This window comes from Duganella guangzhouensis (assembly GCF_009674535.1).
Classification (GTDB): Bacteria; Pseudomonadota; Gammaproteobacteria; order Burkholderiales; family Burkholderiaceae_D; genus Rugamonas; species Rugamonas guangzhouensis.
Genome location: NZ_WKJK01000016.1, coordinates 24,043 through 39,317 on the forward strand (window position 1 = coordinate 24,043; position 15,275 = coordinate 39,317).

Consider the following 15,275-nt stretch of genomic DNA (forward strand, 5'->3'; position numbering starts at 1 on the left):
GCTCAGGGACTGATCTGGCGGCTGTTATCGGCCAGATTGCGGTCGATCAGCAATTGCCCGGGGTCGAGCGCCACCCGTGCCGGACGCTCGCGGCTGCCATCCAGCACCAGCGTCAGACTGGCATCGCCCGCAGGCAGCCGGTGCCAGCCATGGTAAAGCTGCTGGCCCGAACTCCCATACACCACCAGCTCTATCGGCTCATCATAGGCCTGCGCCACTTCGCGCCCGCCGGCATCGGCCACCAGTTTGGCCAGCCTGAGCTTGAGCGGCACTTCCCAGCGGCCATCGGCACGCTGGCGGGCACTTGCCGCGACTATACGGTTATCGTACACAACGATCCGTTCAAACAAATCCGTCAGCAGTTGCTGTCGTTCGGGCGGGCTTTGCAGGCGCAGCTCGGTCAGCAAGTCGCTGCTGGTGACATACGGTGCGGGCTGATAGCGATGGGCCTCCAGCAGGCGGCGCAACGCCAGATTAACGGCGGGCTCACCCAGCTCGGCACGCAGGCGGTAAAAAGCCAGGCTACCTTTGCGGTACTGCAGATAGACCTGATCGTCAACCTCGGCCAGCGCGACCTCGCCGTTATGGTCGGCGCCGCGACCACGCAGATATTCGTCCAGATTCCAGCGCAACAGGCGTAACACCGCCGCCTTGCCATATTGCTGCTCGGCCGTCATCAGCGCGACATATTCGCTCAGCGATTCAGTGATCAGCGGCCCGCCCTGCATATCCGCAGCCATCACTTGCTCGCCCCACCAATGATGTGTCACCTCGTGGGCGGTCACATAGAATACGTGATCGAAACGCGCCGGGTCGCGCACATCATTGATAAAGCCCAGCGACTCCGAGATCGGGATGGTCATAGGGAAGCTGCGTGCATAGCTCTGATAGAGCGGTGTTTCAAGTATCCGCAACTCATCATAGGGGTAGGGTCCGAAGTGACGGCTGTTATATGCCAATGCCGCGCGGGCGCCGGCCAGCATCCGCTCCACGTTGTAGGGATGCTGAGGATGGTAGTAAACGCGTATCGGTATGCCTTGCCACTGCGCCGAACGCACGCTCCAGCGCGCCGACTGGAATGACAGGAAAGGCAGCGTCGGACGCACCAGCTTGTAATGAAAATAGTTGCGCCCCTGCTGCTGCCATTGACGCAGCAAGCTGCCAGGTGCCATCGCGGTCTGGTCGGCCGCAGTGGAAACGATGGCATCGAACGCGACCAGGTCCGCCTGTATCCCCAGTGGCTTCAGATAATTGTCCCGCACGGCAGCCTGCTCGGTGCGGGCGGGATGACGGTGCGGCTCGCCCAGTCCGCGCGCGCGGCGCGCATTGCGGTCGTCGAGCTCACGTGCCGCCTGATAACCCAGTTGCGGGAAAAACTCGTCGAACGTGAACAGCGTGCCATTGTCATTGATCGGTACTGGCTTGCCACTGTTGGTGAAACCGGGATGGCGAATGCTGACCGTGAAGTCCAGCGCCAGTTGCGCGCCCGGCGCCAAGGGCTGCGCCAATCGCAGCAACAAAACGCCGTGACGTTGGTCGTCGCGTAACACCGTATGCGGTGGCAAATTCAGGAATGCCGTGTCGACGCGCGACACCATGCCACCGTCCGCACCACTGCTGCGCTGCAACTGCAAGGTAGCCAAGGCCGTGCTTTCCTTGTTCTGCAATAGATAGTGCCCACGAATCTCGGCCCGCTGCTGCTGCGGAAACAGCGCCACCTCGGTTTGCACGCTGACCAGCCGTGGCTGGGGAGTCGCCAGCGTACTGCGCCAGGTCTTTTCATAATCGGCCCGCCAATCCAGGCGTTCAGCCGGACTCAGATACAGATTCAGCACGCTGGTGTTGTAATCGATCCAGCGGCCGCACGCCGCCCAGGCTGCCAGGCACACCAGCAGGGCGGCGCCGCGCCAGCCGCGCAAGGCTCCGCTCGGCGCCAGGGCCAGGGCCAGGGCCAGGCGCCAGCGCGGCATCTGACCACGTTGCCAGAACGCCTGCGCCAGCAAGAGCAAGGCCAGCGCAAACAAGGTCCAATACATCACAAACCAGCTCCAGCCCGCCAGATAATGGCCATAGCCATTCATATCCGAATACACCAATGTCGGCAACGCGGCATAACTGTAGAGATGGTTATCCATGCCCATGCCCTGCAACAGGCGCTCGGACAACAGCAATGCCTCCCCTAAGGCATAGCCCAGATAGCGATGCCCGGCCAGCACCTGTAACGCCAGCAAGGCCAGCGCCATCAGACCATACCAGCTCGCTGCCAGTAGCGTGCCTTGCACGTACAAGCCTGGCTGATAGTCGACCCCGCCCTGCACGGCCTGTATCAGCATGGCGACCGGCACGCCTGCTCCCATGTACACCAGCACCAACACCAGCAGTGCGCCGCACTTGGCGAGTAGCGGCACCCAGTCCGCCACCGGCATCGCATCGCTCAGGGCATCGATCCGGGCCTGCCTATCCTTGTGCACCAGTTCGCCGCTATAAAACAGTAGCACCAGCGCCAGTGCAGGATTCAGGCCGCCATCCAGTTCTTGCAGCATCAAGCGCGTTAGCGGATAAGGAACACTGTCGATGCGGATTCCCCCCACCAGATAGTTGACCACGAAGTTGGCAAGGCCCAGCAGCAGCATGATCATGAAAGGCAGGCTGCGCAGGATGCCGCGCAGATCCAGCGCCAGCATGCTCCAGCATTGCCGCCATGCGCTGGAAAGTTTCCAGCGCGGCGCACGACGCAAGCGGGCAGCAACGGGCTGCGCTGGCGCGGTAACCGCCTGCCCGCGGCCTGGCGTGCGCGTCAGACGGCTGGCCATCCGGCCCAGCCAGCTCTGCCGCGCCGTACCAGCGTGCAGGGGCTGAAAGCGCCATACGGTGAGTGTCAGCAGGGTCAAGGCGACCAGCATCCATAGCAGGCGGTTGGCCAGCAATGCACCGCTCAGCTCCGGCAAGCGTTGATTCATCTCGGCATTGGTGTAGTAACGCGTGGCATGCGCCAGCGCACGTAGTGCAAACGGATCCAGCAGAGAGCCCAGCAGCAGGCCTTCCTGGCGTTGCGCCAGCAAGCCTGCCGCCGACCACAGCACCATAAATGCCAGCACCCCAACGTAGACCATCAACAGTGAACGGGTCAAGGCAGCCAGCAACATCAGCAAGGCGGTCACGAACAGCAAATTCGGCAGTACCAGCACGCCCATGCTCCAGACATAGGGCCACAGCGAGGTTGGCCCGATCCGCTCGGGATCGGCACCGCCAATCGCACTCGCGACCAGCATGCTCATCGTCACGAGCACAAACACCACAAGACAACAGACCCAGCCGGCCAGAAAGCGCCCCAGCAAATACGCACTTTTATGCATGGGAGTGGCATACAGCAAATCCGACATGCCGCTGTCCGTATCACGCAACACACTGCCGGCGATCAGCATCGTGACCAGGAACAGTGCCAGCACACTCAATATCCCCAGTTGATTGGCGATGAGGACAGGCGCGTTCAAATAGGCGGCTCCAGCCGCGCCGCCGATGCGGATGGCATCGCTACTGGCGGAGAACCAGCCCAGCGACATGAGTACCAGCGTCACCATCCACAGCATGGGCTGGCGTAGTTGGTAGCGCAGATCAAAACGGAAGAATTCGCTCCACATGGCGCCTCCTTAACGCGCGCCGCGTAGCGTCAGGAAGTACAGGTCTTCCAGGCTAGGCGGGCATGGGACAAATCCATCACCGGGCGCCTCGGTGGCATGCACGCGGATGTGCGGCTTGCCGCCCTGTAAGCGTGAGGAGAGAACGGTATAGCGCTGCTGATAATCGTCCAGCATCGACTCGCTGATGCTGCGCTGCCAGATCGATGCCTGCAAAGCGGCAATGGCAACCTGCGGCTCGCCGCTGGCCACCACCCGCCCGGCCGCGATAATGGCCATGCGCTGGCACAGATCGGTGACGTCTGCCACGATGTGGGTGGAGAGTATCACCACCACTTGCTCGCCAATGCGGGCCAGTAAATTGAGGAAGCGGTTGCGCTCATCGGGATCCAGCCCCGCCGTCGGCTCATCAGCGATCACCAGCCGTGGCGCGCCCAGCAACGCCTGGGCGATACCGAAGCGTTGCCGCATGCCGCCCGAATAGCTGTGTACCGCGCGCCGGCGCACCTCCCACAGATTAGTTTGCTGCAACAGCGCTTCCACCATCTCGCGCCGTTCGCCACGCGCCGTGATGCCTTTCAGGATAGCGAAGTGATTGAGCAACTCCAGTGCCGATACTTTGGGATAGACGCCAAAATCCTGCGGCAGATACCCCAGTTGGCGACGCATCGCCAGCGGCTGGGCCAGCACATCGATGCCATCGAGATGGATGCTGCCGCTGTCGGGTCGCTGCAAGGTGGCAATGGTGCGCATCAGCGAGGACTTTCCAGCGCCATTCGGCCCCAGCAGGCCAAATAGTCCGGTCGGTATCTCCAGTGATATATCGCGGGTGGCGTGTACGCCATTGGCATAGGTTTTATGCAGATTGCGCAGGCACAGCATTGGCTTCTTCCTCAGGGTAGCGATAAGCCGCGAGGGTAGTACAGCCAGGCCGTTCATCGACACACAATCGGAGGAGTGGTCGAGATACATGATGAACGGCGTTTAATCCGGATGAATGGTGCAGCGCTTGATCTCAAAACGCCAGGTTTTCCGATGCTTCAGCGCAACATCACCAATTGCGACAGCATTTTCATTAATTCGGCTGAGTAACGGGCCGGAAACGGGCTTGGCGGCTGGCTGGCGGCGGGTGGCGCGTTGGCCGGTTTGAGGGTGGGGGCGGCGGGCTGGGTCATGATGGCTCCGGTTAAGAAAACTTGTGCATGGAGTTTTGTCTGGGTATGGGTTATATTTTCGGACAGGCCTAAACTGTTATCAAACGAGTTATTTTCGACCCGAGCGCAAGAAAAACTTAGCCATGCCCAAATTGCTGCGCTCCCTCTCCGGCTTGATCGACTTCGACTGCGCAGCGCGCTGGGGCAGCTTCAAGCTGGCGGCGCAGGAGTTGCACAAGACGCCGGCCGCCATCAGCCTGCAGGTCAAGCAGCTGGAGGAGGCATTGGGCTTCGAGCTGTTCGTGCGCCATCCGCGCCATATCACGCTCACCGAAAAAGGCCAGGAACTGGCCGCCACCGTGCGCCGCGTACTGGGCGAACTGAATACCAAGATCGGCGCCCTGCAGGGCGGCGATGAGGAAAAAATCCTGCGTATCTCGACCACCCACTCGCTGGCCATCAAATGGCTGGTGCCGCGCATCGCCCGCTTCACCCAGCGCTATCCGGAGCTGGACATCCGCATCGATTCCAGCGACCAGCTGGCCGACATGAAGGATGGCCGCACCGACATCGCGCTGCGCACCTACGACGTCATCCCGGGCGATCCCGATCTGCTGTTCGAAGACCGGCTGGTGGCGGTCTACAGCCCGTCGCTGCTAGCACCCGGCGAAAGCGAGATCACATTAAGCACGCTGCACCGCTACCCGCTGCTGCACGAGCAGACCACCGATACCTGGATCGCCCTGCTGCGGCATAACAATGCGCTCAAGGGCCAGTTCAACTTCTCGCGCAGCTTCACCAACTTTGCGGTGATGGTGCAGTCGGCCGTGGCGGGACAGGGCATCGCTCTGGTGTCGCAAGCCATCGCCAGCGAAGACCTGTGCAACGGCACGCTGAAGCAGGTGGCCTGCGCCTCGGCGCCATATATCCGCGGCTACCACATCCTGGTCAACCGCGACATGCGCGGCATGAGCAAGATCACCCATTTCTGCGACTGGCTGCGCGAGGAAGTGGCACAGATGCAGAAAGGCTTGTGCTGATGCTGGCGCACATGCTGCTCGCCGCCACGCTGGCCGCGCTGCCGGCGGCCCACGCCGCCGACAAGGCGCCGCTGCGCTATGTGGAAAAGGTGGATGGCATGCCGTCCCCGAACCAGCCGCCCAAGACCGAATTCCAGGACAAGCTGGGCGCCGCGCTGGCGCGCCAGCTGGGACGTCCGCTGCAATACGTCGAGCTGCCGCGCACGCGCGTGATGGCGGCGCTGGAAAACGGCGACGGCGATGTTCTGTGCAGCTATCTGCCGCAATGGCTGCCGGGCGACGTGGACTGGACCCGCGCCTTCATCCCGATCAGCGAAGTGGTGATCACGCGCCCCGGCGTCAAGCCGCCCGCCTCACTGCAGGAATTGCGCGGCAAGCGGCTCGGCATGGTGCTGGGCTTCCGTTATCCGGAACTGGAAAAGGTGATCGGCCAGGATTACATCCGTGACGACGCGCCCTCTGCCCCGCTGTCGATCCGAAAATGGGTGGCCGGCCGCTTCGACTACCTGGTCACGCCGACCACCATCTTCAACAAGCAGGTGGAGGCCGGCAATATCCCTCCCGGCTATCACATGCTGACGGTGTACGATGTGATGACCATGTGCGCCGTCTCGCGCAAGAGCGCCATCAGCGTGGGCGAGGTCAACGCCGCCATCCACGCGCTGGAAAAGAGCGGCGAGCTGGCCAAGATACTGCGCCTGCGCTGAGTCAGCGCATCAGCGCGTCAGCGTCAGCCTGGTCTCCAGCCGGATATCGTCCGAAGCGCTGCCCACCATCAGCTTGAAGTCCCCCGCCTCCGCGCCCCACGCCAGTTTGCTGTTGTAGAAGGACAGTGTATCGCGGTCGATGGTAAAGCTGACACGGCGCGTTTCGCCCGGCTTCAGATGCACTTTCTGAAATCCCTTCAACTCCTTCAACGGCCGCACCACCGACGCCACCATGTCGCGCAGGTAGAACTGCACAATCTCCGTGCCCTCCACCTTGCCGCTGTTGGCCAGATCGAACGACAGCGTCACCTTCTGCCTGCCGGCCATGCTCGGGCTGCTCAGCGTCAGGCCGGAATATTTGAAGTCGGTGTAGCTGAGGCCATGGCCGAAAGCGTAGCGCGGCGTGGTGGGCGCATCGATGTAGGCCGACTTGTAGACGATGTCCTTCTTGTTGACCACCGGCCGCCCGGTGCTGTACTGCGTGTACGACAGCGGAATCTGTCCCACGCTGCGCGGCAGCGTAATCGGCAACTTGGCGGACGGGTTGTAATCGCCGAACAGCACATTGGCCACCGCGTTGCCGCCCTCGCTGCCGGGGAACCAGGCGTAGACGATGGCGTCCGCCTGATCGGCGATGGTGTTGAATACCAGCGGACGGCCGGCCAGCAGCACCGCCACGATCGGCTTGCCGGTGGCTTTCAACACTCTGAACAGCGCTTCCTGCTGACCCGGCAGCGAGATGTCGGTGCGCGACTTGGCCTCGCCGCTCAAGTCCCAGGTTTCGCCTACCGCCAGCACGATGATGTCCGCCTGCGACGCCGTTTCAACCGCCGCCGCAAAGCCTTCGGTGCCGGCACATCCCGGCGCGCACGCCTGCGCATAGCTGACCTGCGCCTTGCCGCGCATGCCTTCGAGGATGCTGATCACGCGGGCGCGCGTGCGTTCGTCGCCCGGCACCCAGCCGCCCTCCAGGTCGCGTCGAGAATCGGCCAGCGGGCCAATCACCGCAATCCGCTGGCCGCTGCGCGCCAGCGGCAGCAGATGGCCGTCGTTCTTCAGCAGCACCAGCGACTTCTGCGCCACGTCCAGCGCGGCGGCGCGGTGCGCATCGTTGCCCAGCACCGCCTGCTCACGCGCCGGATCGGAATAGCGATACGGATCATCGAACAGGCCCAGTTCGAACTTCTTGGTCAGCACGCGGCGCACGGCATCGTCCAGCGTCGCCATCTTGACCTTGCCGTCCTTGATGGCCTGCTCCAGATGCTGGGTGTAGGCATAGCCCTCCATGTCCATGTCGCTGCCGGCGTTGATGGCCTTGACGGCGGCATCCGACAAATCGGCTGCGTACCCGTGCGGCACCATCTCACGCACCGAGCCCCAGTCGCTGACTACAAAACCCTTGAACTTCCACGCGCCTTTCAGGATGTCCCGCTGCAGCAGGCTGTTGCCGGTGGCCGGCACGCCGTTCAACGAATTGAATGAGTTCATAAAGGTGGCGGCGCCGGCATCGGCCGCCGCCTTGAACGGCGGCAGATACACCTCGTACAGCTGCTGCTCGCTCATGTCGACCGCGTTGTAATCACGGCCGGCGATGGCCGCGCCGTAGGCCGCGAAGTGCTTGGCGGTGGCCATCACGGCATCGGTAGCGCCCAGCTTCTTGCCCTGGAAACCGTGCACGCGCGCGACCGCGATCTGTGAGCCGAGATAGGTATCCTCGCCAGCGCCCTCCATCACCCTGCCCCAGCGCGGATCGCGCGCGATGTCCACCATCGGCGCGAAGGTCCAGTGCACGCCGGCGGCCGAAGCTTCCTTGGCGGCGATGTGCGCCGACAGTTCGATCGCCTCCAGGTCCCACGACGCCGCCTCGCCCAGCGGCACCGGGAACACGGTGCGGTAGCCGTGAATCACATCGAGGCCGAACAGCAGCGGAATTTTCAGCCGCGATTGCAGCGCCAGTTCCTGCATGGCGCGCGTGCTGGCCACGCCCGCCACGTTAAGCAGCGAGCCGACCTTGCCGCTGCGGACCGCCTCCAGCTTGGCCGCGTACTCACTGGTGACAGGGCCGGTGGCCTCCCTGTCCGACAGCTGGTTCAACTGGCCGACTTTTTCCGCCACCGTCATCTTCTGCATCAACGCCGTGACCTTGCGCTCGATCTGCGCATCCTGCACCTGCGCCTGCGCGCACAGAGACAACGCCGCGCCCAGCGCGGCAACGATGTGTCGTGTCTTCATTTGTACTGTTCCTGTTTCTGTTCGTAGTAGGACTTCAGCGTATAAAAGGCTTGCTTCTTCTTGCCGGTCTCCGAGATCAGGCCCTTGCGGTTCCAGTAATCCTGATACACCGGATTCGGACGGCGCGGCGAACGGAAATCGGTCAGCACCCACGGCGTCATGCCGCGCAGGCCCGGTATCGCATCCAACAGCTTGAAGGTGTTTTTATAAAGCTGATCCTGATATTCCTCGCTCCACCTGGTGTCGCTGTCGGCGTGATAACCGCCCAGCGCATCGGCACCGAATTCGGTCACCAGCACCGGCTTGTTGTAATTGACCTTGAACGAGAACTTCAGCATCTCGCGGTTATTGGACCAGTACCAGCCGGCGTATTCATTGAAGCTGGCCAGATCAAGCTTGTCGGCCAGCGGATCTTCCACCGTCACCACGTCGCCGTTGCGATGCACTTCCAGCGCCGCGCCCACCAGCCGCGTGCCATCCAGTGACCGCACCGTATCGGCCAGCTTGCCCATGAAGACATTGCGCGGCGCGCTCACCGGCGTCTCGTTCCCGATCGACCAGATCACCACGCTGGCGCGGTTCTTGTCGCGCACCACCAGATCGGTCAGCTGCTGCGCGGCGTTGGCGTAGACTTCCGGCTTGTCCCACGAAATGGTCCAGTACACCGGCACCTCGGCCCATACCATCAGTCCCATTTCATCGGCCAGCCGTATCATCTCCTCGCTGTGCGGGTAGTGCGCCAGGCGGACGTAATTGCAGTTCATCTCCTTGGCCCATTGCAGCATCATGCGCATGTCGCCTGCGCCGCGCAGGCGGCCGGGAATCAGCGGATTCTCGTCATGCAGCGACACGCCGCGCAGGAACACCGGTTTGCCGTTCAACAGAATGTCCTGGCCGCGCGTGACGATGCTGCGCAGGCCGATGCGGTCATCCAGCTTGTCGGCGCCGGCGGCGATGCTGACCGCGTACAGCTTGGGATCTTCCGGCGACCAGTAACGCACTTTCGCCTTCGGCAGCGCGATGCTGACGACGGCGCGGCCATGGTCGTCGGTGCGCACCGCCGTCTTCACGCCCAGCTCCGCGATGGATACCGTCACCTCTTGCGCGTGCTGCACGCCGGCCAGCTGCACATAACCTTCGATGCGGCCCATGTCGCCCTTGGCCAGCTGGATCTGGTAGTCCTCGATATAGCTGTCCGGCGTTTCGGCCAGCAGCACGTCGCGCGTGATGCCGCCGTAATTCCACCAGTCGGTGTTCACGGTGGGGATATCGTCCTGATGGCGCGTGTTGTCGGCCTTGACCACCAGCGTATTCTCGCCGGCCTGCAAACGGCCGGTGACATCGAACTGGAAAGGCGTGAAGCCGCCCTTGTGGCTGCCCAGCTTCTTGCCGTTCAGGTAGACGTGGGCCTCGTAATTGACCGCGCCAAAGTACAGGAAATAGCGCTTGCCGGCCTGCGGCGCGGCGTTGAACTGCCGGCGTAGCCACACCGTGCCTTCGTAAAATTCCAGCTTCGCATTCTGCGAATTCCAGTCGCCGGGAATGGCCAGCGTGGGCGAGCCGTCGAAGCTGTATTCCACCACATCGTCCTTGTCGCGCGGCTTGCGGTCGTCGTAAAAGCCGCCAACGCCGCTGGCCGACTGGTCGTAGGGCTCACGCCGATAATTGTAGAAGCCGGTTTCATACGGATCGACGATGTAATTCCAGCGCCCATCCAGCAACTGATGCTGGCGGCCGTAGATGTTTTGCAGCGGTGCTGCAGTGGCCACCGCAGCGCTGACAGCCAGGCACGCCGCTAACAGAAATCTCCTCATGCGCAGTCTCCTTGTTTTTATTGAAACTCGGATACTGTACAACGTTTTATCAAAACAGGTGATTTTTTCCAGAAGCTTGTTTATACTTGAAGTTAAACGTTTAACTAAATCACCAAATAAATCACCAAACCAACATGACCAACACCAGCAAACCCTTCAAACGCATCCTCCTCACCGGCGCCGGCGGCGGTCTCGGCACCGTGCTGCGCGAACGCGCCAAGGCCTGGGCCGACATCGTCCGCCTAAACGACGTCAAGGATCTCGGCCCTGCGCGCGAGGGCGAGGAAATCGTCATCGGCGACCTGGGCGACCGCGACAAGGTGATGCAGATGATGGAAGGCGTGGACGCCGTGCTGCACTTTGGCGGCATCTCGGTCGAAGACAAATTCGAGCCTATCATGAACGCCAACATCCTCGGCCTGCATCACCTGTACGAAGCGGTGCACAAGTGCGGCGTCAAGCGCGTGATCTACGCCAGCTCCAGCCACGTGGTGGGCTATTACCAGACCACCGAACTGGTGGACGCCAACATGCCGCTGCGCCCGGACGGCTTCTACGGCATCTCCAAAGCCTTCGGCGAAGCGCTGTCACGCTATTACTACGACCGCTTCGGCACCGAAACCGTGTGCCTGCGCATCGGCTCCTCCTTCCCCGAGCCGAAGAACCCGCGCATGATGGTCACCTATCTGGCCTACGACGACCTGGTGGAATTGATCCGCTGCTCGCTGTTCACGCCGCGCGTCGGCCACACCATCACCTTCGGCACCTCCAACAACGCCACCAAATGGTGGGACAACAAGCACGCGGCGCATCTGGGCTATGTGCCCAAGCACAGCTCCGCCGAATTCGCCGGCCAGTTCCCGGACAACGCCAACTATCCGGCGCCAGGCGACGCGCCCACCATCTACCAGGGCGGCCCCTTCGTCACCGCCGGCCCGATGTACAAATAAACCGTACCGCGTTCTCGCGACTCTCCAGTCGCTTGTCTTTGCCCCCGCAGCGCAGGCTGATGGGGGATTTTTTTTGTCCGATGCCATTACGCTTGAGTCAGATTGGCAAAAGACGGCGTCGAACATGGTAAGCTTCGACCCCGGCGCCCTCCTCGCCGCTCCTATTTCTCCAAACTTCCACGTGTAAATACTAAATTCATGGATATCGTTCTCGCGCTGAAAGCCCTCATCATGGGCCTGGTTGAAGGTTTCACGGAATTCCTGCCGATTTCCTCCACCGGCCACCTGATCCTGGCTGAACATCTACTGGGCTTCCAGGGCATGGAAGAGAAAATGAAAGTGTTCGAGATCGTCATCCAGGCCGGCGCCATGCTGGCCGTGATCTGGGAATTCCGCGCCCGCATCCTGGAAGTGCTGACCGGCTTGGGCGATCCGAAACAGCAACGCTTCGCCATCAACGTGCTGATCGCCTTCCTGCCGGCCGCCGTGCTGGGCGTGCTGTTCAACAAAGCCATCAAGCAAGTGCTGTTCGCGCCGGTGCCGGTGGCGCTGGCCTTCATCATAGGCGGCTTCGTCATCCTGTGGGTGGAAAAGCGCGCCAAGGACAATCCGGCCGCCGCCCGCATCAACTCGGTCGACGAGCTGACCCCGGTCGATGCGCTGAAAATCGGCGTCGCCCAGGCCTTCGCGCTGATTCCAGGCACCAGCCGTTCCGGCGCCACCATCATGGGCAGCATGATCTTCGGCCTGTCGCGCAAGGTCGCCACCGAGTTCTCGTTCTTCCTGGCGATTCCCACCCTGGTCGGCGCCACCGTCTACTCGCTGTACAAGGAACGCGCGCTGCTGTCGGCCGCCGACCTGCCGCTGTTCACCATCGGCACCGTGTCGGCCTTCATCTCGGCCTTCCTGTGCGTACGCTGGCTGCTGCGCTATATCAGCTCGCATACTTTCACCGTGTTTGCCTGGTATCGCATCGCTTTTGGCCTGCTGGTGCTGGCGACCGCGTATACTGGCACCATCGTCTGGGCCGACTAATCTTTTTTGTAAAGCAGTAGCAGTATCATGATTCATCAGGACAATAACGAACGCGCACTCCATTTGCTGCAAACCGTGTTTGGCTATCCAGCCTTCCGCGGCCAGCAGGCGGACATCGTCGGCCACGTGGCCGGCGGTGGCGACGCACTGGTCCTGATGCCCACCGGCGGCGGCAAGTCGCTGTGCTATCAGATCCCGGCGCTGCTGCGCGACGGCGTTGGCGTGGTGGTGTCGCCGCTGATCGCGCTGATGCAGGACCAGGTGGACGCGCTGGAAGAAGTCGGCGTGCGCGCCGCCTTCCTCAACTCCACCCAGACCTACGAAGAAGCCAGCCGCATCGAGCGGCTAGTGCGCAGCGGCGAGATCGACCTGGTCTACGTGGCGCCCGAGCGCCTGATGACCGAGCGCTGCCTCAACCTGTTCCAGAGCTCGAAGATATCGCTGTTCGCCATCGACGAAGCGCACTGCGTGTCGCAATGGGGTCATGACTTCCGGCCCGAGTACATCAAGCTGTCGATCCTGCACGAGCAGTTCCCGGACGTGCCGCGCATCGCGCTGACCGCCACCGCCGATCCGCAGACCCGCGCCGAAATCGTCCATCGCCTGCAGTTGGACGACGCGGCGCAATTCGTTTCCTCCTTCGACCGTCCCAACATCCGCTACGCGATCGTTGAAAAGGGCAATGGCCGCAAGCAGCTGCTGGACTTCATCACCGCCGAACATGGCGGTGATTGCGGCATCGTCTACTGCCTGTCGCGCAAGAAGGTCGAGGAGACCGCCGAATTCCTCAACGAGAACGGGGTGCGCGCGCTGGCTTACCACGCCGGCATGGACCACGCCAAGCGCGCCGCCAACCAGGCCAAGTTCCTGCGCGAAGAGAACATCGTCATGTGCGCCACCATTGCTTTCGGCATGGGCATCGACAAACCGGACGTGCGCTTCGTCTGCCACCTCGATCTGCCGAAAAGTATCGAAGGCTATTACCAGGAGACCGGCCGCGCCGGCCGTGACGGCATGCCGGCCAACGCCTGGATGGCCTACGGCCTGCAGGACGTGGTGCTGCAGCGACGGATGATCGACGAATCCGAAGCCGACGAAACCTTCAAGCGCGTGCTGGGCAACAAGCTGGACGCCATGCTGGGCCTGTGCGAGACGCTGAGCTGCCGGCGCGTGCGCCTGCTCGACTACTTCGGCGAACAGGCCGGCCCTTGCGGCAATTGCGATACCTGCCTGATTCCGCCGGTGTCGTTCGACGGCACGGTGCCGGTGCAAAAGCTGCTGTCGACGGTGTACCGGGTCGACCAGCGCTTCGCCGCCGGCCACGTGATCGACGTGCTGCGCGGGCAGGAGACGGAGCGCATCAAGACCTGGCATCACGACTCGCTGTCGGTGTTCGGCATCGGCGCCGACCGCAGCGAACAGGAATGGCGCGCCATCCTGCGCCAGGTGATCGCGCTTGGGCTGCTGACGGTCGACCATGAACAATACAGCTCGCTGAAACTGACCGACGCCGCGCGTCCGGTGCTGAAGGGCGGGCAGAAGGTGCAGCTGCGGCAGTACCAGAAACCGGTCAAGGCGGCCAAGCCGAGCCGCGCCGCCAAGGGCTATGTGGAAACCGACCTGTCGACCGACGAACAAAAGATTTTCGATCGCCTGCGCTCGTGGCGCATGGGCACCGCGCGCGAACACAACGTCGCCGCCTACATCATCTTCAACGACGCCACGCTGCGCGAAATCGCCAAGGCCCGCCCGACCGCGCTGGACGACCTGCGTGGCATCTCCGGCGTCGGCGAGAAAAAGCTCGCCTCCTACGGCGAAGAGATCGTCGATCTGATCAACGAGATGGAATAATCAGCGACAGGCGATATCAATCACTTGTGCGCCGGCCTTGGGACTGGGACTATAAGTGACCGAACAGCTGCGGTAGCCGCTTGGCAGCTTGCGAGCCAAAACGACCTCGCCAGCTGCACCGCCGTAAGAGCAAGCCAGCCAGAGACCATCGACAAACCCGTCTCCATCAAATCGCCAGATCGCGACAGAGCGCTGTCTTTTCTCGGTAACAGAGTCCGGTTTAAGATCAGCATGCTTTTCAGGTGGGCCATTATTAAAGCCTGCGGCGCTCAGTCGAAAATCACTTGGCACACTTGGCGCCCACTTCTCTAACACCGGATCAACCTTGATTGCCACTGCCGGAATGACGTCTGGGCAGGTTAACGGAGATACCTCAGCGGCGAGTACATGCGCAGGCACCAAGAGCACCGCTACCAAGGTCGTTCGTACGCCTTTGCTCAGGTTAGCTTTCATGATCAGTGCTCGATCACAAAGAAGGCATCGGCGTTATTACTCGGATTCTTAAAACTACCATCTTTATTCGTACCCTGTGACTCCAGAAACCTCGCGGAGATTCGAGGCTTCTTTTTATCGCTCCACTGGTCCATAACGTAGATGCCATTGATCGCTTGACGCAGGAAGAACGCCGCATGATTCCCATGCTTCTCATTAGGATAGCGACCATTTTTGAAGGTCGCTATCGCCGTCCCTTTACGAATCATCTGATTGCCAAACACTGCTTCACCTTGGCGCCAGCCACTAGCCGGACCGGCATCGGTGTAGTGCTGAATCAGCACTACACATTGATGCGTCCCAACCTTCGAACTGCCTTCAAGGTTATCAACCTTGGAATACACGTATGGCATGAGGATCTC

12 protein-coding genes are annotated in these 15,275 nt (G+C 61.9%); 5 read left to right on the forward strand and 7 right to left on the reverse strand.

Going from position 1 to position 15,275, the window contains the following annotated elements; genetic code table 11:
• Positions 1-2 precede the first annotated feature (2 nt).
• The 3 genes from GJ699_RS25280 to GJ699_RS35015 form a co-directional block, all read right to left on the reverse strand.
• On the reverse strand, positions 3-3,641 hold the full coding sequence (locus tag GJ699_RS25280; RefSeq protein WP_154381579.1) for an ABC transporter permease/M1 family aminopeptidase: 3,639 nt from the start codon (positions 3,639-3,641) through the stop codon (positions 3-5).
• Positions 3,642-3,650: 9 nt separating this feature from the next.
• Positions 3,651-4,520: an ABC transporter ATP-binding protein gene (locus GJ699_RS25285; RefSeq protein ID WP_154381581.1), complete on the reverse strand. Its 870-nt coding sequence runs from the start codon at positions 4,518-4,520 to the stop codon at positions 3,651-3,653.
• A 158-nt stretch (positions 4,521-4,678) separates the two neighbouring features.
• A complete protein-coding gene (locus tag GJ699_RS35015) occupies positions 4,679-4,813 on the reverse strand; it encodes a hypothetical protein (protein ID WP_267877741.1) in 135 nt (44 codons plus the stop codon).
• Positions 4,814-4,935: 122 nt separating this feature from the next.
• Between GJ699_RS35015 and GJ699_RS25290 the strand changes: the two genes are divergently transcribed.
• On the forward strand, positions 4,936-5,832 hold the full coding sequence (locus tag GJ699_RS25290) for a LysR substrate-binding domain-containing protein (RefSeq protein WP_154381583.1): 897 nt from the start codon (positions 4,936-4,938) through the stop codon (positions 5,830-5,832).
• Positions 5,832-6,539, forward strand: a complete 708-nt coding sequence (locus GJ699_RS25295) for a substrate-binding periplasmic protein (RefSeq protein ID WP_154381585.1) — start codon at positions 5,832-5,834, stop codon at positions 6,537-6,539. Before GJ699_RS25290 ends, GJ699_RS25295 begins: the two co-directional genes overlap by 1 nt.
• 9 nt (positions 6,540-6,548) lie before the next feature.
• On the opposite strand, the gene bglX is transcribed toward GJ699_RS25295, so the two are convergent.
• Together bglX and GJ699_RS25305 are read right to left on the reverse strand one after the other, a co-directional pair.
• Positions 6,549-8,771 carry a beta-glucosidase BglX gene (bglX, locus tag GJ699_RS25300; protein ID WP_154381587.1) on the reverse strand — a complete coding sequence of 741 codons (2,223 nt, stop codon included), beginning with the start codon at positions 8,769-8,771 and terminating at the stop codon, positions 6,549-6,551.
• A complete protein-coding gene (locus GJ699_RS25305; protein WP_154381589.1) occupies positions 8,768-10,585 on the reverse strand; it encodes a glycoside hydrolase family 2 protein in 1,818 nt (605 codons plus the stop codon). Before GJ699_RS25305 ends, bglX begins: the two co-directional genes overlap by 4 nt.
• Before the next feature lie 134 nt (positions 10,586-10,719).
• On the opposite strand from GJ699_RS25305, the gene GJ699_RS25310 reads away from it, so the two are divergent.
• The 3 genes from GJ699_RS25310 to recQ all read left to right on the forward strand — a co-directional run bounded on the left by GJ699_RS25310 (position 10,720) and on the right by recQ (position 14,421).
• Positions 10,720-11,535, forward strand: a complete 816-nt coding sequence (locus tag GJ699_RS25310; RefSeq protein WP_154381591.1) for an NAD-dependent epimerase/dehydratase family protein — start codon at positions 10,720-10,722, stop codon at positions 11,533-11,535.
• 198 nt (positions 11,536-11,733) lie between these two features.
• Complete coding sequence (locus tag GJ699_RS25315) at positions 11,734-12,570, forward strand: undecaprenyl-diphosphate phosphatase (protein WP_154381593.1); 837 nt, start codon at positions 11,734-11,736, stop codon at positions 12,568-12,570.
• 27 nt (positions 12,571-12,597) lie between these two features.
• Positions 12,598-14,421, forward strand: coding sequence for a DNA helicase RecQ (recQ, locus tag GJ699_RS25320; RefSeq protein ID WP_154381595.1), 1,824 nt, complete (start codon positions 12,598-12,600; stop codon positions 14,419-14,421).
• Here the strand turns inward: recQ and GJ699_RS25325 are convergent, their stop codons facing one another.
• Together GJ699_RS25325 and GJ699_RS25330 are read right to left on the reverse strand one after the other, a co-directional pair.
• On the reverse strand, positions 14,422-14,874 hold the full coding sequence (locus GJ699_RS25325) for an STY0301 family protein (RefSeq protein ID WP_154381598.1): 453 nt from the start codon (positions 14,872-14,874) through the stop codon (positions 14,422-14,424).
• Positions 14,875-14,876: 2 nt separating this feature from the next.
• A complete protein-coding gene (locus tag GJ699_RS25330; protein WP_154381600.1) occupies positions 14,877-15,266 on the reverse strand; it encodes a BPSL0067 family protein in 390 nt (129 codons plus the stop codon).
• Positions 15,267-15,275: the final 9 nt, after the last annotated feature.

Bases quoted from the DNA above. Each gene is read 5' to 3' on its own strand.
- GJ699_RS25280 (WP_154381579.1), bottom strand. From the start codon at position 3,641: ATGTGGAGCGAATTCTTCCGTTTTGATCTGCGCTACCAACTACGCCAG.
- GJ699_RS25285 (WP_154381581.1), bottom strand. From the start codon at position 4,520: ATGCTGTGCCTGCGCAATCTGCATAAAACCTATGCCAATGGCGTACAC.
- GJ699_RS35015 (WP_267877741.1), bottom strand. From the start codon at position 4,813: ATGACCCAGCCCGCCGCCCCCACCCTCAAACCGGCCAACGCGCCACCC.
- GJ699_RS25290 (WP_154381583.1), top strand. From the start codon at position 4,936: ATGCCCAAATTGCTGCGCTCCCTCTCCGGCTTGATCGACTTCGACTGC.
- GJ699_RS25295 (WP_154381585.1), top strand. From the start codon at position 5,832: ATGCTGGCGCACATGCTGCTCGCCGCCACGCTGGCCGCGCTGCCGGCG.
- bglX (WP_154381587.1), bottom strand. From the start codon at position 8,771: ATGAAGACACGACACATCGTTGCCGCGCTGGGCGCGGCGTTGTCTCTG.
- GJ699_RS25305 (WP_154381589.1), bottom strand. From the start codon at position 10,585: ATGAGGAGATTTCTGTTAGCGGCGTGCCTGGCTGTCAGCGCTGCGGTG.
- GJ699_RS25310 (WP_154381591.1), top strand. From the start codon at position 10,720: ATGACCAACACCAGCAAACCCTTCAAACGCATCCTCCTCACCGGCGCC.
- GJ699_RS25315 (WP_154381593.1), top strand. From the start codon at position 11,734: ATGGATATCGTTCTCGCGCTGAAAGCCCTCATCATGGGCCTGGTTGAA.
- recQ (WP_154381595.1), top strand. From the start codon at position 12,598: ATGATTCATCAGGACAATAACGAACGCGCACTCCATTTGCTGCAAACC.
- GJ699_RS25325 (WP_154381598.1), bottom strand. From the start codon at position 14,874: ATGAAAGCTAACCTGAGCAAAGGCGTACGAACGACCTTGGTAGCGGTG.
- GJ699_RS25330 (WP_154381600.1), bottom strand. From the start codon at position 15,266: ATGCCATACGTGTATTCCAAGGTTGATAACCTTGAAGGCAGTTCGAAG.